This is a genomic window from Ruegeria sp. AM7 (genome assembly GCF_056535965.1).
The window spans coordinates 300,920-318,517 of the sequence record NZ_JBQFJE010000001.1 but is presented as its reverse complement, the minus strand read 5'-3'; the positions used below and the strand labels follow the sequence as shown (position 1 = coordinate 318,517).

Annotated in this window: 20 protein-coding genes; 14 read left to right on the top strand and 6 right to left on the bottom strand. The window is 58.6% G+C overall.

The genetic code is table 11. The annotated features are described in order from the left end of the window. Nucleotides 1–46: 46 nt before the first annotated feature. Nucleotides 47–670, bottom strand: a complete 624-nt coding sequence (locus ACR3EG_RS01385) for a TetR/AcrR family transcriptional regulator (protein WP_480482250.1) — start codon at nt 668–670, stop codon at nt 47–49. A gap of 128 nt (nt 671–798) precedes the next feature. On the opposite strand from ACR3EG_RS01385, the gene ACR3EG_RS01380 reads away from it, so the two are divergent. The 5 genes from ACR3EG_RS01380 to ACR3EG_RS01360 are packed head-to-tail and all read left to right on the top strand — an operon-like array spanning nt 799 to nt 5,252. Beyond that, nucleotides 799–1,851 (top strand): extracellular solute-binding protein, encoded by a 1,053-nt coding sequence (locus tag ACR3EG_RS01380; protein WP_480482248.1) that lies wholly within the window; start codon nt 799–801, stop codon nt 1,849–1,851. Beyond that, the gene (locus tag ACR3EG_RS01375) at nt 1,848–2,699 is read left to right on the top strand and encodes an ABC transporter permease (RefSeq protein ID WP_480482246.1); all 852 of its coding nucleotides are present in this window, start codon (nt 1,848–1,850) and stop codon (nt 2,697–2,699) included. Before ACR3EG_RS01380 ends, ACR3EG_RS01375 begins: the two co-directional genes overlap by 4 nt. Further along, nucleotides 2,696–3,469, top strand: coding sequence for an ABC transporter permease (locus tag ACR3EG_RS01370; protein ID WP_480482245.1), 774 nt, complete (start codon nt 2,696–2,698; stop codon nt 3,467–3,469). Before ACR3EG_RS01375 ends, ACR3EG_RS01370 begins: the two co-directional genes overlap by 4 nt. Beyond that, entirely contained in the window at nt 3,466–4,515 is a 1,050-nt protein-coding gene (locus ACR3EG_RS01365) for an ABC transporter ATP-binding protein (RefSeq protein ID WP_480482243.1), read from the top strand. The genes ACR3EG_RS01370 and ACR3EG_RS01365 overlap by 4 nt, the downstream gene beginning before the upstream one ends. Continuing rightward, the gene (locus tag ACR3EG_RS01360; RefSeq protein ID WP_170356356.1) at nt 4,515–5,252 is read left to right on the top strand and encodes an MBL fold metallo-hydrolase; all 738 of its coding nucleotides are present in this window, start codon (nt 4,515–4,517) and stop codon (nt 5,250–5,252) included. The genes ACR3EG_RS01365 and ACR3EG_RS01360 overlap by 1 nt, the downstream gene beginning before the upstream one ends. A gap of 5 nt (nt 5,253–5,257) precedes the next feature. On the opposite strand, the gene ACR3EG_RS01355 is transcribed toward ACR3EG_RS01360, so the two are convergent. Beyond that, nucleotides 5,258–6,916 carry an amidohydrolase gene (locus tag ACR3EG_RS01355; RefSeq protein WP_480482241.1) on the bottom strand — a complete coding sequence of 553 codons (1,659 nt, stop codon included), beginning with the start codon at nt 6,914–6,916 and terminating at the stop codon, nt 5,258–5,260. Between the two features lie 15 nt (nt 6,917–6,931). Beyond that, a complete protein-coding gene (locus ACR3EG_RS01350) occupies nt 6,932–7,714 on the bottom strand; it encodes a carbon-nitrogen hydrolase family protein (RefSeq protein ID WP_480482239.1) in 783 nt (260 codons plus the stop codon). A gap of 130 nt (nt 7,715–7,844) precedes the next feature. Between ACR3EG_RS01350 and ACR3EG_RS01345 the strand changes: the two genes are divergently transcribed. The 9 genes from ACR3EG_RS01345 to ACR3EG_RS01305 all read left to right on the top strand — a co-directional run bounded on the left by ACR3EG_RS01345 (nt 7,845) and on the right by ACR3EG_RS01305 (nt 15,299). Then, nucleotides 7,845–8,753 carry a LysR family transcriptional regulator gene (locus ACR3EG_RS01345; RefSeq protein ID WP_480482237.1) on the top strand — a complete coding sequence of 303 codons (909 nt, stop codon included), beginning with the start codon at nt 7,845–7,847 and terminating at the stop codon, nt 8,751–8,753. A gap of 93 nt (nt 8,754–8,846) precedes the next feature. Then, nucleotides 8,847–9,809 (top strand): agmatinase, encoded by a 963-nt coding sequence (speB, locus tag ACR3EG_RS01340; protein ID WP_480482235.1) that lies wholly within the window; start codon nt 8,847–8,849, stop codon nt 9,807–9,809. Between the two features lie 22 nt (nt 9,810–9,831). Beyond that, nucleotides 9,832–10,908: an ABC transporter substrate-binding protein gene (locus ACR3EG_RS01335; RefSeq protein WP_480482233.1), complete on the top strand. Its 1,077-nt coding sequence runs from the start codon at nt 9,832–9,834 to the stop codon at nt 10,906–10,908. A gap of 72 nt (nt 10,909–10,980) precedes the next feature. Continuing rightward, nucleotides 10,981–12,039, top strand: a complete 1,059-nt coding sequence (locus ACR3EG_RS01330) for an ABC transporter ATP-binding protein (protein WP_480482231.1) — start codon at nt 10,981–10,983, stop codon at nt 12,037–12,039. A gap of 10 nt (nt 12,040–12,049) precedes the next feature. Next, complete coding sequence (locus ACR3EG_RS01325; RefSeq protein ID WP_480482229.1) at nt 12,050–12,889, top strand: ABC transporter permease; 840 nt, start codon at nt 12,050–12,052, stop codon at nt 12,887–12,889. After that, nucleotides 12,886–13,671, top strand: a complete 786-nt coding sequence (locus tag ACR3EG_RS01320; RefSeq protein WP_480482227.1) for an ABC transporter permease — start codon at nt 12,886–12,888, stop codon at nt 13,669–13,671. The genes ACR3EG_RS01325 and ACR3EG_RS01320 overlap by 4 nt, the downstream gene beginning before the upstream one ends. 7 nt (nt 13,672–13,678) lie before the next feature. Beyond that, a complete protein-coding gene (gene nthA / locus ACR3EG_RS01315) occupies nt 13,679–14,266 on the top strand; it encodes a nitrile hydratase subunit alpha (RefSeq protein WP_480482225.1) in 588 nt (195 codons plus the stop codon). 9 nt (nt 14,267–14,275) lie between these two features. Then, complete coding sequence (gene nthB / locus ACR3EG_RS01310; protein WP_480482223.1) at nt 14,276–14,938, top strand: nitrile hydratase subunit beta; 663 nt, start codon at nt 14,276–14,278, stop codon at nt 14,936–14,938. Then, nucleotides 14,931–15,299, top strand: a complete 369-nt coding sequence (locus ACR3EG_RS01305) for a nitrile hydratase accessory protein (protein ID WP_480482854.1) — start codon at nt 14,931–14,933, stop codon at nt 15,297–15,299. The genes nthB and ACR3EG_RS01305 overlap by 8 nt, the downstream gene beginning before the upstream one ends. Before the next feature lie 81 nt (nt 15,300–15,380). Here ACR3EG_RS01305 and ACR3EG_RS01300 read toward each other — a convergent pair whose 3' ends face one another. Genes ACR3EG_RS01300 through ACR3EG_RS01290 form a run of 3 tightly spaced genes read right to left on the bottom strand, consistent with a single transcriptional unit; the run spans nt 15,381 to nt 17,589 of the window. Further along, nucleotides 15,381–16,757 (bottom strand): DUF4384 domain-containing protein, encoded by a 1,377-nt coding sequence (locus tag ACR3EG_RS01300; RefSeq protein WP_480482221.1) that lies wholly within the window; start codon nt 16,755–16,757, stop codon nt 15,381–15,383. Continuing rightward, entirely contained in the window at nt 16,754–17,164 is a 411-nt protein-coding gene (locus tag ACR3EG_RS01295; protein WP_480482219.1) for an ExbD/TolR family protein, read from the bottom strand. The genes ACR3EG_RS01300 and ACR3EG_RS01295 overlap by 4 nt, the downstream gene beginning before the upstream one ends. Further along, on the bottom strand, nt 17,161–17,589 hold the full coding sequence (locus tag ACR3EG_RS01290) for an ExbD/TolR family protein (protein ID WP_480482217.1): 429 nt from the start codon (nt 17,587–17,589) through the stop codon (nt 17,161–17,163). Before ACR3EG_RS01290 ends, ACR3EG_RS01295 begins: the two co-directional genes overlap by 4 nt. Nucleotides 17,590–17,598 lie beyond the last annotated feature (9 nt).

Sequence of the window (17,598 nt, the reverse complement as noted above, 5' to 3'; positions counted from 1 at the left end):
CTAGAGCCGAGATTCATCAAAGACGAGCCGCGATTGCATTGCCCGACTAATCTGAATTTACCGCAATCAAATGAGCGATTGGTAGGATTTGCGCTGCGATCTGATCTCTGAGTTGCGCGAGTGTCATATCGTCATTCTTGATGAACTCGACGAAAGCCTGATTCAGGGCATTGAAGATCAGCGTACCCAAGTCTGACGTAACAAGGCTTTGGCGCACTTGGCCCCGGTCTTGCAGGGCGGCGATCAGCTCGGTCACTTGTGCCGCGAGGCGGCGATCCTGCTCTGCGTAGCGCCGACCGCTTGGCGTATTGGGGTGCTCGATTGAATGCGCGATCGCCGCACGCCACATCTCTTTCGAGAGATATTCGAGGGAGTGGTCGTAATACTGGTAAATCAGCCCTAGGATCGCGTCCTCGACGCGTAAAGGCGGGTTTGCCAGGATCGGCGCGCCCGCTGTGATGACCTCTTCGACCTCCATGGCGACCGTGGCGATCAGGATGTCCCCTTTGGTTTCATAGTAGTTGTAAACAGTGCCGACCGAGACCTCGGCCATCTCAGCCAGATCTTCGATTTTCACGGACCGATACCCGTGTGACCGGAATTTCGCAGACGCAGCTTCCAGGATGCGCCGCTCGCGCGCCGCCTTTTGCCGCTCTCTTAATCCTGCCATTTGGAAAAACGACCTCGTTTGGCATAAATCTAAGTTTAGAGTTGACTACAAAGGTGAGGCTGTTCAAGTTTTTTGTGACAGACCCGGAAAAAAACAGGGCAAACCGAAATCAACAGGAGATGAAACGAATGCAAATTGGACGTAAAATCCTTGGTGCGTCGGCGCTGGCCCTGATGGCTGGTACGGCCTGGGCCGAAGGCGAACTGAATGCTCTGGTGTGGTGCGACCATACCGATCCCGAACTGATCGCTCCGTTTGAGGCGAAGCACAACGTCAAGGTCAATCTGCGGGAATACGAGGGAACGGGGGCGGCACTTGCGTTGCTCGAGCAATCTAGACCCGGCGACTGGGACGTACTTGTGGTCGACGGGATCGATGTGTTTCGCGCTGTTGAGGCTGGTGTTCTGGCCCCGCTGCCCGAGGGCGCGATCTCGACTGCGGATTACTTCCCCGAAGTTGTCATGGCCGAAAACAACACCATTGACGGCGTGACCTATGCCGTGACCGAGAAATTTGGCTACAATACGATCTCGTACAACTCGGCCAAGGTCGATCCCGCAGATATGGAAAGCCTGAGCACTGTCTGGTCCGAGAAATACGACGGGCGGATTTCGATCTATGACTACTACCTGCCCGTGATGGGGCTGGCCGCCATTGCCGAAGGCATTGCAACGGACGCAATTGGCGCGGGAGATCTGGCAAAGATCGATGGTGTCCTTTCAACCATGCGAAGCCGAGCTGCCTCGGTCGCGGGGGTGGTTGCGGCGCAAACGGCACTGGCGACAGGCGAAGTAGATATCGTTGTGGGTGGGGGTGAGTGGCTGACGGCCGTGCTCGCCTCGGAACAGCCGGAACTGACATGGACCATCCCCAAGGAGGGCGCGGTTCGCTGGGCGCAATCCATCGGTGTGGTCGAGGGGGCCAGTAATCCCGATCTGGCGGTCGAGTTCATCAAATACATCACCAGCCCCGAAGGGCAGGCCCGTCTGGCGACATCTTCGTGCTTTTGGGGAATGCCCGCAAATGCCAAGGCCGGAGACGTTCTGACCGACGCACAAAAAGACATCCTGCGCTGGGATCAGCAGCCTGACTATCTGGCGCTGACACAGCTTTACCCTGCACCGGATGCAGATCTGGACATCGAAATGCAGGATCTGTGGCTGGAAACTCTGCAGCAGTGAACATATCCAAGGACCAGGTGCGCGGCTGGGGCTTTGTAACCCCGGCCCTGGTGTGGACCATCGCCTTTTTCATCGTGCCTTTCGTTGTGATGGGCGCGATGAGCCTTGCTTCGCTTGAAGGGCGAACGCTTGTTTGGGATCTGTCACTGGCCAACTACGCCAAGCTGCTTGAAAAGAAATATCTATGGCGGGCGATCCTGGTTTCGCTGGAAATCACACTGACGGTGACGGTGATCTCGGTCTTGCTGGCTTATCCGCTGGCCTGGATCATTGCGTTTCGGGTGTCGCCACGCTGGCAGCGCTTGGCCTTGCTGCTGGCGATCCTGCCGTTCTGGACATCTTATGTGGTGCGATCCTATGCGTGGCTGCTGGTACTGGCGCGTGAGGGTGTGGTGAACGAAACGCTGATGTGGATCGGAGCCATCGCCGAGCCGATCACACTGGCAAATACGCGCTTTGCGACGGTGACGGGCTTTGTGCATTTCTTTGTCATGCTTCTGACCCTGACGATCTATGCCAACCTGATCCAGCTGTCCCCGAACTATCGCCGGGCGGCAATGGACCTTGGCGCCAACGCGTTTCAAACCTTCCGGCACGTGATCCTACCGCTGACCTTGCCGGGTATCGTCACGGGGGCGTTCCTGACTTTTGTCCTATGTATCGGCGACTACGTCACGCCGCAGATTCTGGGCGGCAATACCGAATTGACCGTGCCACAGGTCATCATGGTGCAACTGGGACGGCGTGCGGATTTCCCGCTGGCTTCGGCGCTGGCCATTGTCTTGATGAGCATCGTCGCGCTGGCCTATTTGCTGTCCGCCCGCTGGTTAAGGCTTGACCGGCTATGATGCGCTTTCTGCCCTGGGCCTACCTGATCGCCGCTTTTGTATTTATCTACCTTCCGGTGGGCGTGCTGGTCCTGTTCTCGTTTCAGGAAGGATCGCTGCCAGTACCACCGTTCAACGGGCCGTCCCTGCAATGGTACCAGACTATTCTGGGGGACGAGGATTTGATGGCGGCGCTGCGCAATTCGATCCTTGTCGCGTTCGGGTCGTCTGCGGTTGCCGTGGCGCTTGGGTTTCTGGCGGCATACGGGCTTGCGCGGCACGTTCTGCCGGGATCGGCCCTGATCCGAGGGCTGCTGATCGCACCCCTGACGGTCAGCTACCTGATCGTCGGGCTGGGCCTGCTGATCGTTCTGACGCGCTCGGGCTTTGGCGTTTCTCTGTGGACGGCGGCCATTGGCCACGTGGTTATCAACCTGCCGCTGGCTTTCGCCATCATCTATGCCTCGATGGGAGCGCAACAGCAAAACGCCGAGCGCGCCGCCCGCGATCTGGGCGCGTCCGAGTCCAAGGTGATCGCGTTGATAACAGTACCGATGTTGCTGCCCTCGATTGCGGCGGCCTTCTTCCTGTCGGTCACGTTAAGCTGGGATGAGTTCATCATCGCCTTCCTGCTGACCCGCTTTGATGTAACCCTACCGGTTGAGATCTGGTCTCTGCTCAGATCGGGCCTTTCGCCGCAACTGAACGCAATCGGCAGCTTTGTCTTCCTCATATCAGTGGCCGTTGTCTTGCTGCTGGAACTCACCATCTTTCGGAAAGGCCGCCAATGACCGCGTCTGTCACGTTTTCGGGTCTCAATCACTGGTTCGGTCAGTTTCAGGCGCTGTCCGGGATCGACCTGCAGATCGAGGCCGGTGAATACGTGACTCTGCTGGGCCCGTCCGGCTGCGGTAAGACCACTCTTTTGTCGATCCTTGGTGGCTTTCTGGAGCCTACCCAGGGCCGTGTGCTGATCGGCGGTCAGGACATGACCCGCGTAGCGCCGGTCAAACGTCCCACGACCACGGTGTTTCAGGATTATGCCCTGTTCCCGCACATGTCCCTGCGCGACAATGTGGGCTTTGGCCTGCGTATGAGCGGTATGGGTCGGAAAGACCGCCACGCACGCGCCGAACAGATGCTGGATCTGGTTGGCCTGAAGGATGCGGCGCTCAAACGTCCTCATGCGCTGTCCGGTGGGCAGCGACAGCGCGTCGCCCTAGCGCGGGCGCTGGCGGTCAATCCGGACGTTCTGCTGCTTGACGAACCGTTGGGCGCGCTGGACCTCAAGCTGCGGCGATCCATGCAGGACGAGTTGAAAAGCATTCAGCAACAGATCGGCACAACTTTTGTCCATGTTACCCATGATCAGGAGGAAGCCATGGCGATTGCCGACCGGATCGTGGTTATGAGCCGGGGCCGGATCGAAGATCACGGTACCCCGGACCGGGTCTACCGCTATCCGGCAACCCTGTTCACGGCGGATTTCATGGGCGAAAATAACCACATTTCAGGTGTGAAATCCGGGGCGGGTGTTGAAACGCCGTTTGGACTTTTGCCAACCCTGAACGCCCCGGCCTCGACCAAAGCCGCAATCTGCCTACGCCCCGAGGATATCCGCGCCGACGATCAAGGCTCGTTCCCGATGGGGCAGGCTACGGTGACGGCGGCGGCGTTTTTCGGAACCTATTGCCGGGCGCATCTGTCGCCGGCCTGTGCCCCTGACCTGAGCCTGACGGCCTATCTGGCCCCCGACCGCCACTGGGCGCAGGGCGATGTGGTATCGTTATCCGCAGATGTCGAGAATTTTCGCCTGTTCGAACCGGAGACCCCCTGATGCAGCGCGCGCAACCGCAGGATTGGTACCGCACCACCCGCAAAGGTGAAGACGTTACCCTGATCGATGAGCCTTTCATCACGCCTTTCTATCGCTGCAACATGTGGCATGTACGTGGACGCGACCGCGATATGCTGGTCGACAGCGGCATGGGCGTTGTGTCGCTGCGGACATGGGTGCCTCTGGTGACCGAACGTGCGTTGACGGCGGTCGCAAGCCACACCCATTTCGACCATATCGGCTGTCATCATGAGTTCGAGGACCGCGCGGTCCACAGGGCCGAGGCCGATATTTTGGCCAACCCGACGCGCGTGGCGACGCTGGCCGACCCCTACGTGACGGATGAGATTTTCGACTGCCTGCCGCCATTGCCCTACCGATCCGACACATATGCGGTCAGCGGTGCGCAGGCGACGCGACTGTTGGACGATGGCGATATCGTCGATCTTGGGGACAGGCATTTCGAGGTGATCCACACGCCGGGTCATTCGCCGGGCGGAATTGCTTTGTGGGAGGCCGCGACAGGCATCCTGTTCTCGGGCGATATTGTCTATGATGGCGAGTTGATCGAAGACACCTATCACAGCAATGCCCAGGACTACTACCGCTCGATGGTGCGCTTGTATGATTTGCCGGTGGAAACCGTGCATGGGGGTCACTTCCCCAGCTATGGCCGAGACCGCCACCGCGAAATCATTCGCGCGTGGTTGGATGGAAAGAACGCGTCGACGGCGTAAGGCTTTCAGTTTTTTGCCATGTAGGTCACGACCCCGTTGCAGATCGTAGCCTCAACGGTGGTTTCGCGTGCGTTGTCATCCGTCAGCACCCGGTCCAGAACTACGATATCAGCTAGCATGCCGGGGGCCAGACGCCCGAACTGATCATCGCGGCGGCAGGCATATGCCCCTTCGCTGGTATAGGCGGCTAGGGTATCTTCAAAACTCAGTCGCTCGTCCTTTTGATCGGCGTCCCAGACCTGCCGGGTCAGGGCGATGTCGATCCCGGTCAAAGGTGGCAGGGCGGCAATCGGCCAATCGCTTGAGAAACAGACCCGCGCACCCGCCTCTTTGAGCGTCCGCCACACATAGGCGTCAGGCCATTGGTCCCAGCCGATGATCGAGGCCAGAGGCTCTAGCGGGAAATCCCCGCATCCCGGCGGATGCGGCGGCATGAACGAGGCGACCACATCAAGCGCGGCAAAGCGGGGCCGGTCTGCAGGGTCGAGCAATTCAATATGTTCCACCCGGTGCCGATTACCCTGTGGGCCGTTGGCAGAGTGGGCGGCCTCATAACCGTCCAACACCACGCGCACGGCCCCATCCCCAATGGCATGAACCGCGATTTGGAACCCGCGCTTGTCCAGTTCCACCGCCAGATCGGCAAATTGGGCCGGGTCATGCAGCGGCGCGCTTTTGTGGCCGGGTGTGTCGGGGTAATCCCGCAGCCGGTATCCGGTGTGCACGTCCAGCGTACCGTCCATGAAAAACTTGACCCGGTTGCACCACAGCATCGGGCTGTCCAGCTTACGCCGCATCTGCTCGGCTATTTCAATGTTTTCGACGGGTTCGCCGGGCGTGAAGTGATAGGGCAGCTCAAGCCGGCAACATAGATCGCCTTCGGCCTCGATCTCTTGCAGAAGACTGGCCTGGTACAGGTTGCCGTCCATATTGATGATCGTCGTGATACCGTGCTGGGCGCAGTATTTCAGCCCTTCGCGCATCAATGCCTTGTCGGCCTCGCGCTGAGCTTGCGTCACTTCTTGGGCCGGTTCGACCCCCTCCAGCCCCAGAACCTCGCGCCCACCATGGCGGCCAAGCGCCTGTATCGTGGCAACGGCCGGAGGCTCAATCAGCGTGCCAGTGGCGATCCCGTCCGCGTCCAATTCAATATGCGAACCCGGTCCCAGATCGCGCCCCCACAAAACATTTGCAGCCTGTAGCGCTGCGGTATTTGCCCAGCCGTTGTGAAAATCCGCGCTTTGCAGCAACAGCGGGCGATCGGGGTATATCGCGTCAAGAATATGCCGGTCTGGGTTTTGGCCACCGTCAAAACTCGCATAGGCCAGACCCTGTGCCACAAGCAGGCTGTCATCAGGGTTTTGTGCGGCAAACTCCCGAATGGCGCGGGTCAGGCCTGCAGTGCCGGTGATCGTCTCAAGCCGTAATACCTTCAGGGAATAGGCGCCGAAAAACAGATGCATATGGCTTTCGACAAAGCCCGGCAGAACCGTTGCGCCCTCGGCGTCGAGGACCCGAGTGTCGACGGTACATAATGCCTTGATCTCTTCCGTTGAACCAACCGCTGCGACCCGATCCCCCGACACGAATATCGCCTGCTGCCGAGGGCCACCGGGCTCCATCGTGCGCAGATCGGCATTCACGATCGCAAGCGAAGAGGTCATGCGCGCGGCTTTCGACTAAGGGTGGGTAAGGTTCAGTGTCACGGCGTCCGACAAATAGGGGTTCTCGTCGCGCGATTGGGCATAGGCATCTGGATCAATCGAAGCCGAGATCACCTGCCCGCCTTCCCCCGCAAAACCCAACTGCTGACCGTCCGGGGCCACGATCGAGGACATGCCCTGATAGGCATAGCTTTCGTCAGAGCCCGCGTGGTTGGCATAAACGACAAAGACCTGATTTTCGAAGGCGCGTACCGGCACAACCTGTTGCGTGATGAACGCTCCGGCTGGGCCTTTGGCCATTGCGGTCGGCACAATGATAACCTGTGCCCCTGCATGCGCTAACCGACGCACGTTTTCAGGAAATTCGATATCGTAGCAGATCAGAAAGCCAAGGGTCAGACCGGCCATTGTGGTCATCACCAAAGACCGCTCGGGCGTCTGGAAGATACCTTTTTCATAGGGGCCATACAGACAGTTCTTGCGATAGATCAGCGGACTATCAGGGTCATCACGGTCGATGATCAAGGCGCTGATATAGCGGGCGTCGCCATCGGCCTCGGGGAAACCGGCAACCAGGCTGACGCCGCTGTCACGCACTACCTGCGTCAACTGTTGAACCCATGGTCCATCTTTTGGTTGCGCCAGATCGCGCAGAACTGCACCGCGCCCGTATCCGGTGATGGCCAGTTCGGGCGCAACCAGCAGATCGGAATCCGAATCGTGCAGGGCTTGTTCGATTTGGGCTAACCGATCCTCGGTGCTGCCTCCGGCTTGCATCTGAAATGCGGCGATCTTCATGGCACACGTTCCTATGTTCCGGCGCAGTTCGATCAAATTTTCAGCGCCCGCGGTCGTGACCGTATTCAGCGCGCCCGATTTTGCAAATAGTGCGTTGCAAAACGATACATTTCTCTGGCTCAATGCAAGGATGAAAATCACGGGTTCAGACATCCATCTATTGGCCGTTTTCGACAGTGTTGTACGCAACCGTGGCTTCTCGGCGGCGCAGGTTGAGCTGGGCCTCAGCCAGCCCACGATCTCGAACCACATAACCGCGCTTGAGGAACGTTTGGGCGTACGTCTGTGCCAGCGCGGGCGGCGCGGGTTTTTGCTGACTGAAAAAGGACAGATGGTGCATCAGATCGGTCTGGCGCTGATGGACTCGCTGGATCAGCATTCGACGCATCTGGCCGAGTTAAAAGGCAATCTGGTTGGGCGGCTGAAACTAGCTGTTGTGGATGCCACCACAACCGATGAGGCGTTCAAACTACCCCAAGCGATCAAACAGTTCACCGAGGCCGCCCCGGCCGTGCGTATCGACCTTGTGATTTCCGAACCGCAAGATATTCAGCAAGGTGTACTGGACGGTACCTACCATATCGGATTTGGTAGTTTTGACAATGTAAGTAATGGCTTAAGTCTAACGGACCTGTACCGCGAACATCATGCGCTCTATTGTTCGGACACTCATCCGTTGTTTGTGGTTCCGGAACACGCCCTTGGTGATGATGCCATTGCCCTGCACGCTTGGGTCCATCGCGGGTATTGGAACCAGCAAAGGCAAAAGACTCAGCATTCCTCGGACCGAGACCTTTTTGCGCAAGAAATCGAAGCGCAGCTGATCCTGATCCTCAGTGGGGCATATATCGGGTTGTTGCCGCTGCATCTGGCCTCGGGTTGGGAAAAGCAGGGGCGGTTGCGGCGCTTGCCCAACAGCAGCCGTGATTATTCTTGCCCCATGCAGATCGTCACACGGTCCGGAGCGGTACCCAAAGTAAACGGACTGTTCATCCAGACCCTTCAACAAATGTATGAGGGGGAATACATTGTTAAATGACAATGTAAGGGTTTGCGCATCGCTATTTTTTGGCCCAACCGAGCCAATTAGGGTCAAAAGGACTTTCGTATGACCTCAGCCGCAGGAACCATAATGCCAGACACGACCGAGCCGCGTTACAACCAGCCTTTGGGTGGCAACGACATGCCCCGTTTCGGAGGCGGCACGACAATGATGCGCTTGCCCGCGCAGGCAACCGCCGCCGGGCTGGACGCTTGTTTCGTGGGCATTCCGATGGATATCGGCACCTCGAACCGGACGGGCACGCGTCACGGGCCACGTGCGATCCGGGCCGAAAGCTGCATGTTGCGGCCCTTCAACATGGCCACGGGCGCGGCACCTTTTGCTAACATGCAGGTTGCCGATATTGGCGATGTGGCGATCAACACGTTTGATCTGAAGAAAACCATGGACATCATCACCGAGGCCTATGATGAGATACTCAGCCACGATGTAGTTCCGATCACACTGGGCGGTGATCACACGCTGACCTATCCGGTGCTGCGCGCGATCGCCCGCAAACACGGTCCGGTGGCCTTGATCCATGTGGATGCGCATTCGGACACGAATGACGAAATGTTTGGCGAAAAGATCGCCCATGGCACTCCGTTCCGCCGTGCGGTCGAAGATGGGCTGTTGCAGAATGACAAGGTGTTCCAGATCGGCCTGCGGGGGACGGGTTACGCGCCCGATGATTTTGACTGGGGCCGCAATCAAGGCTTTACTGTCATTCAGGCCGAGGAGTGCTGGCACAAATCTCTGACCCCCCTGATGCAGGATATCCGTGCACGGATCGGAGATGTGCCGACCTACCTGACCTTTGATATCGACAGTCTGGACCCGGCCTACGCGCCCGGAACCGGGACGGTCGAAATGGGCGGGCTGACCAATATTCAGGCGCTCGAAATCGTGCGCGGTTGTGCAGGGCTGAACCTTGTCGGCGCAGATCTGGTCGAGGTCTCGCCGCAATATGATGTCAGCGGCTGTACTGCGCTGATCGGGGCCAATCTGGCCTATGAAATGCTTTGCGTCCTACCCAAAAACCGGACCAACTGAACAAAACCAACAGGAGATCACAATGCCAACCACTTTTTCTCGTCGCCGATTTCTAGGTACCGCCGCCGCAACTGGGGCTGCCACACTGGCCGCGCCAGCCATCGTTCAGGCGGCGCAGCCGCTCAAGGTTGGAACCTATGGTGGGTTCTTTGAAGACAGCTTCAAGCAGTTCATCTTCCCCGAATTCACCAAGGCCACCGGGATCGAAGTGAACTCGGTCGCCGTTCCTACCGGCGAGACATGGCTGGTGCAGATCAAGAACGCTGCCCGCGCCAAGACCGCCCCGGCGGATGTGTCGCTGATGGCGGGTATTCCGCGCAGCCACGGGGCGGATCAGAACGTGTTCAAGGCTCTGGACGATTCCAAGATTCCGAACCTGTCCAACATGCCTGACCGGTTTAAGGACCGCTATGACGACGGTACTCTATACGGCGTCGGCGCGGTGTCGTGGTACATCACTCTGTGCACCAATTCAGACGAAATCCCTGACGCGCCGGATAGTTGGGCCGCGCTGTGGGATGAGACCTACAAGGATCAGATCGGTCTGCTGGGACTCGCGTCGAACTCGCATATGCTCGAAGTGACGGCGGCCACTTTCTTTGGTGGTACGGATATTCTGGACACCAAGGACGGTATCCAGCAGGTGTTCGATAAGCTGTCCGAACTCGTTCCCAATGTGCGGCTTTGGTACAAGGACGAAGGCGCGTTCCAGCAGGCGTTGCAGGATGGTGAGATTCCGATGGGCCAATATTATCACGATGTGGCGGGTCTTGCCGCTGCCGAAGGGTTCCCGGTGGTCTCGACCTTCCCGAAAGAAGGCGCGGTTGTGGACTCGGGCTATTGGATCGTGCCCGAACACGCCCAGCCGGTGGATGAGATTCACGAGTTCATCAACTTCATCTCGGCAGCTGAAACGCAGGCCCTGTTGTCGCGCAACGTGGGCACCGCGCCGGTCGTCGACCCCGCGCTGACCGATTTGACCGAAGAAGAACTGGCGGCCGTCAGCAGCCCCAAGGCCCCGATCGTGCCGCGCTATGACATTTACAAGGATCACGCGAACTGGATTTCCGACACCTGGAACCAGATGATCGCGGGCTAACACCACTCACGACACTGGCCCGCCCCGCGCAGGTGGGGCGGGCCGCTTCCCTTGTTGAAAGAAAAGACCCCAATGCCCGGTTTAAGCATCGAAAACGTCACCAAGAAATTCGGCACTGTGACGGCCGTCAAAGATGTGAACCTTCAGTTCAATACAGGCGAGATGATCTGTTTTCTGGGCCCGTCTGGTTGTGGCAAGACCACTCTGCTGCGGATGATCGCCGGGCTGGACGAACCCACGCAAGGCACGATCCGGTTCGAGGATCAGGACCTGACCGGAGTGCCTGTGCATCAGCGCAATATTGGTATGGTGTTTCAGTCCTTTGCGCTGTTTCCGCATCTGAATGTGGGCGAAAACATCAGCTATGCGATGCGCATTCGGGGACATTCCCGGTCGGAATGCGAGGATCGCGCGCGGCAGCTGCTGGATATGGTGCACCTGCCAGGGCTTGAGGACCGCAAGATCTCGCAGCTGTCGGGCGGTCAGCGTCAGCGCGTGGCGATCGCGCGGGCCTTGGCGCTGAACCCACAGGTGTTTCTGCTGGATGAGCCGATGTCGGCGTTGGATGCCAATCTGCGCGAGGTCATGCAGATTGAGCTGCGCAAGCTGCAGCAAGAGCTTGGGATCACCACCGTCGTCGTCACCCACGACCAGACCGAGGCGATGACGATGGCCGATCAGATCGTGGTCATGGGCAAGGCGCAGGTGCTACAAACCGGCACCCCGATGGAGATCTACAAGACCCCGGTCGACAAATTCGTGGCCGGGTTCATTGGCACCAGCAACCTGTTGCCCGCCAAAATGTCGGGGCCTGACAGCGTGCATGTTAACGGGGCCGATCTGATGGTGGGCGGCAACACTGGAACCTTCACCAAGGGCGATGAGGTATTGCTGATGACCCGCCCGGAAGAGGTGTTTGTGCATCATCCCTCGGACGTGGATGTGGCCAATTCGGTCACGGGCACGGTGACATTCGTGCGCGATATCGGGGCCACGATCGAGATTTTGGTGGATTGCGCCGGGCATGAGGTGATCTCGGTCCTGACGCCAAAGGACTGGCCCAATGTTAAAGTGGGCGATCAGGTCCATGTAGAAATGCCCGCTGCGGCCTGCAGCGTTCTGGCGGTGTAGGAGGGAGAGGATGCAGACAAGCGCGCTTTCCCGCTATATCGGCCTGATCCCATCCTCGGTGATGATCGGGGCGTTTTTTGTGATCCCCTTCGTCCTGATCCTGCTGACCAGTGTATCCACACCAACCGATGATGGCGGCTATGCCACCAGTTTTGACCTGCAGCATTTTGAACGATTTCTGACGTGGTTCTACATCGAACGGGCGCTGTTCTCGGCAGGTCTGTGCGCGCTGATCGCGGTGCTGAGCCTGCTGATAGCGTATCCCTTCACCTATTTCCTGACCACGTTCCCTCCGCGCTCGCAGACCTTTTGGTTGATCTACATTCTGGCGCAGCTGTCACTGTCCGAAGTGCTGATCGCTTTCAGCTGGCAAATTCTGCTGTCCCGCACCGCAGGCGTGGCCAACATACTTGTCTGGATCGGGGTGATCGAGAAAAGCTTTGCCATGACCCCCTCGGCGGGCGCTGTGGTAGCCGCGCTGGTCTATCTGACCGTGCCGTTTTCGGTTCTGCTGTTGTTTCCGGCCCTCAGCCGGTTGGACAGAAGCCTGATCGAGGCATCGCGCACGTTGGGGGCCTCGCCTTTGCGGACGTTTTTCACGGTGATCATTCCCGTTACGCGGCCTGCGATCATCTCGGGCGGGGTGACGGTATTTGTGCTGACGCTGGGGGCCATCATTGTGCCGCAGGTTCTGGGCAAGCCCGAACACTGGACGCTGTCAGTGCTGATCACGGATCAGGCTATATTCAATTTCAATATGCCCTTTGCCTCAGCGCTGGCGGTGGTGCTGCTGACCCTAAGCGCCACGGTCATCTGGCTGGTCACGAAATTCTCGGGGAAAAAGACATGAGGGCACTGCGCAGTATCTATCTGGCGCTGTTCGCGCTGTATCTGATCGGGCCGATCCTTGTGATTGCGGCCGTTTCTTTCAACGCCAAAAAGTTCCTGGCCTTCCCGCCGCGCGGCTTTTCCTTCCGCTGGTATGCCGAGGTTTTCGTGGCGAATGATTGGTTCACGGCGCTGAAAAACTCGGTCTTCATCGCCTTCGCCTCGGCCAGCCTGTCGGTTCTGATCGCGATGCCGGTGGCCTATTTCGCGTGGCGCTATGGGCTGCGCTATGCCAAGGCGCTACTGGCGCTTGGGGTGGCACCGTTTATCCTGCCGCCCGTCATCATGGCGCTGGCTTTCCTGTTGTTTTTCACCGGGATCGGTCTGAACGGGCTGATGATCAACGTCATCATTGCTCATGCGGTTTTCCTGCTCGCGCTGCCTTTGGTCACGATCTCGCTGGGATTGGAAAGCGTCGATCACGCGCTGATCGAGGCCAGCCAGACCATGGGCGCATCAAACGCGGTGGTGTTTCGCACGGTGATCTTGCCGATTGCGGCCCCTTTTGCCTTTGCCGGGTTTGCATTCTGCTTTGTCCTCAGCCTGAATGAATACATTATCGCACTGATGACCGTGGGCTTTTCGGTCGAGACGCTGCCGATTAAGATTTTCAACGCCCTGCGCTATGGCTACACGCCGGTCATTGCGTCGATTGCGGTGATCTTCATGGTGATCAACATTGTGATCTTCGCCCTGATCGCGCGGTTCTCGAACCTGGCTCGTATTTTAGGCGCGATGGAGTAACCGAGCCATGCCCCATGATCACGACCCGTTGGAAGAAGGCCCCGCTCTGCGCGTGCGTGCGCTGGAAGAGTTGATGGTGGCCAAAGGCTTGGTCAAACCCGAAACGCTGGACAGTATCGTTGAATATTATGAGCGCGAAACCGGCCCGCGCAATGGCGCGGCTGTTGTGGCGCGGGCGTGGACAGACCCAGAATACAAAGACTGGCTGCTGCGCGACGGAACCGCCGCGATCAACGCGATGGGGTTCAGCGGCTTTCAGGGCGAACATATCCGGGTGGTCGAAAACACCGATGCTGTGCACAATGTCATCGTTTGCACCTTGTGTTCGTGCTATCCGTGGCCGGTTTTGGGCCTGCCGCCCACATGGTACAAAAGCCCCGCCTACCGGTCGCGTGTGGTGCGTGAACCTCGTGCGGTTCTGGCGGAATTTGGTGTCAGCCTGCCCGATGAGGTGCAGATCAAGGTTTGGGACAGCACGGCCGAGATCCGCTATCTGGTTCTGCCACGCCGCCTCGACAGGACCGAGGGGCTTTCCGCTGCGGAACTGGCTGATCGTGTCACCCGCAACGGCATGATCGGCACGGCTTTGGTTTAGGGGCAGGGTATGGACGGCATTCATGATATGGGCGGGATGCACGGGTTTGGACCGGTTCCCTGCGATCAGGATCGGGCCTTTGATCACGATTGGCAAAAGCGCGCTTTTGCCCTGACCGAGGCTTTGGCGTGGTCTGTGCCTTTCTGCGCCGATGAACACCGCGCGGCAATCGAACGGATTGCCCCCGCGGATTACCTGCGGCTGGATTACTTTGAAAAATGGACCGTGGCCGCGACTGCGCTGGTACAAGCTGCGGGTCTGGTTGACCCCCAGGAAGTCGCGTCGGGTCTGAAACGGTTCGATATCCCGCAGGGTGATCATCCGGCGGTCGGTCCGGCTGACATACTGGCGGCCACCAAGGCAGGGGCCGAGATGACATTCCCCCCAACCACTGCCACGCCACGCTTTGCCGTCGGTCAGTCGGTGCGCGTTCTGGCCAACAGTCCCGTTGGTCACACGCGGGCGCCTCGTTATGTGCGCAACCACGTCGGGAAGGTCATCGCCGATATGGGGGTGTTTCAGTTCGCCGACTCGATGGCAAGCGGGCAAGGCCCTGACCCTCAGCACTGCTATACGGTCGAATTTTCGTCCAAGGATTTGTGGGGCAGTGCTGCAGACGCCAATGGTTGCGTCTGTCTTGATCTTTGGGAGAGTTATCTTGACGATGTGTGACGCCCATGACGTGGCGTTGCAAAACGTCCGTCGCTCGATCCCCGGGCTGGATGAAAACGGCCCTTTGTTCCTTGCTCCATGGCAGACTCGGATATTCGCTCTTGTCGTGGCCATGGTCCAACAAGGGCATTTCCCCTGGGCGACGTTCCAATCCCACCTTGCGGCCCTGATCACAGAAACGGAAAAGTGCAACAGCGCAGGTACGGCACGGGCCGTGGAAACGGCTTACTTCGATTGCTGGCTGCGCGCTGTAGAGGATACCTTGACCAGTGAGGGTTCTCTGAATGCACCGGAATTGGAAAACAAAATTTTGGATATTCAGCAAACAGTGGCCAAGATCAGAGCGGCACAGTTTGCGTAGATCCAAAGGTCCAGCGTTCGGGATTAGCATCGGGGTAAAGGCGGCAGGTCCTTCTGCTTAGATCACGGATTTGATGCGTCCCTATCGCTCGGCTGTGGTGATAAAGAAATAGACCCACTCTCCTTTGAAGTCGGGGTTCACGTCCCGAGCTTCGGCGACGCGAGATTTGAGGAACTTAAGGTAAGCATCTGCCGGTTCGATTAGTGGGCGATCCTGTTGGTATAGCGGATCTGACGCAGCAAAGGCGACGGCGATTTCCTGTCCGTAAGGTGGACCTATCGTGATGAAAAGGCCGGGATCACCCGGCGCGGCCGCGCCCACGCGCAATGCGGACTTTGCGAGTGTCGGCTGCATCGGGGTTGATGCATTCGGTCGCAAATGGATGACTTGCCCTTGGGCATCAAAGTAGTCGACATAGACGTATGCGTCGTAGTCTGCTCCGGTCAGATCAAGAACCAGTTGTTGACCGTTAACATAGCGAAACGCACGCGCATGGACATCTTCCCCGATCAATAGTGGATTGGTGATCTGGTCCGTTGATTGCGGCAAGCCAATATCGGCTATTCCGCTGAGTGCGCCGCATTGCGGGCGGGGCAGGATGCGCAACTTGTCCTCAACCTGAATGTTGGTACCCATCTGCGTCTGAAGGGCGGCCAGAACCGGGTTACGCAATCCATCCTCGGGGATATGTCCAATAAGCTGCAAAGTGTTTGTGTTTGGCTGAAACTGAACCTGCAGCCGTGCGCAGGGTACTTGAGCCAAAAGCCCATCGATCCCGTCGCGCAGATTTTCGGCCGATTTTCCGGCATCTTCCGGCTGCATAAAGCTTTGGATCGCGGCCAATGAGACCGGGTCTATCGGTCCTTCGCCAGAGGTTGAAAACACCTCGGATGCGGCAGTTTGCGGGATGTCGGGAACCGTTTGTGTCAGGACGACGGGTTGCGGTTGCACGGATTGCGAGACGTCCGCAGTGGGTTGCGCCGGAGGCACGGTTTGCGCCAGCGGTTGCTTCAATGAGACCGGATTGGCCTGTACCGCAGCAGAGACCAACTGCGATGCGGGTAATGCTGTCGCTTGCAGTGGCTGAGATGTGGCGGAAACGGGCTGCGCGGGGTCGAGCGTTGCCTCAGACGCCGACAATGTATCGGTGTTCGGAATAGTCACTGCAACTAGCTGCTGAGGAAGCTGAGCGGCAGTCGCTGTTGACTGTCGGATCGTGCTTTGGCCCAGCTGCGCGCCCGAGGCGTCCTTGGTTTGAGCGGTTTCTGAGTCTGGTTGGGATTCAACGGCCTCGCTTTGTTTTACCCGGTGGGCCGACAGCTGCATTTGTGTTTCGGGAACCGGCTGTTCAACAACCGGTTCGGGTTCGACGCTCCAAATCAGGGCGATGGCGCCTCCGACATGCAGGGCGAGTGAAACGATCAGCCCGATACCCCATAAGACGGCCCCCCGGATCATTGCGCCGCTCCCGGAGGGGTTACGACCAACACCACATCGCGGGCGCCCATAGCCTCAAACTGAGCAATACGGGGCAGGATTGATCGCAACGTTGCTTCGCGATGCGCATTGATGCGGATCAGAATGTCTGGTTGGGCCAACAGCAACGACTGAACGCGACGCTCGATGTCTTCCGGCGCTACGGTCTCACCGTCCAATGCGATTGTGCCATCTGCTGCCACCGAGATTGTGATGCCGCCTGCGGGCATGTCCGCGCCGGTCACCGCGACGGGCGGAGCCACGTCAAAGGGTGCCGTGGCATCCATACGACCGATCAGCATGAAGAAGACCAGCAAAAAGAACACAACGTCGATCAGGGCAATGATCGTTTCGGGGTGGTGACGTGGGCCAGGGCGGGTGATTTTCACGGGCTAGCCTCCAGTCGAACCACGCGCATGTTCACTGTCCCGGCCTGGGTGACTGTATCCATGACCGAGACAAGGGATTGTAGCCTGGCCCCTCCGGTAGGCAGCACAATGACCTGAAGACCGGGGTCCCGGCTGAGGCGTCGGGTCAATAGGTCGGACAAGTCATCATGCGATACCGCTTGGCCCTGATGAAACGGAGCTCCGTCCGTGCCTATGCGGATCAGTAACGTTTCAGCTGCGCCCTCTCCGGCCGTCCCTTGTGAGGGACTGTCGCGTTGCGCCAGCGCCGGGATCATGTCGAGGTTCAAATACGTCGACGTAACCATGAAGAACACCAGCAAGATCAACATGACGTCGATCATCGGCACCAGCGAGATCAATGGCCGGGTTGGCTTGCGTCTGTTCAGGCTGAGATCGCTGTCCATCGACATCTT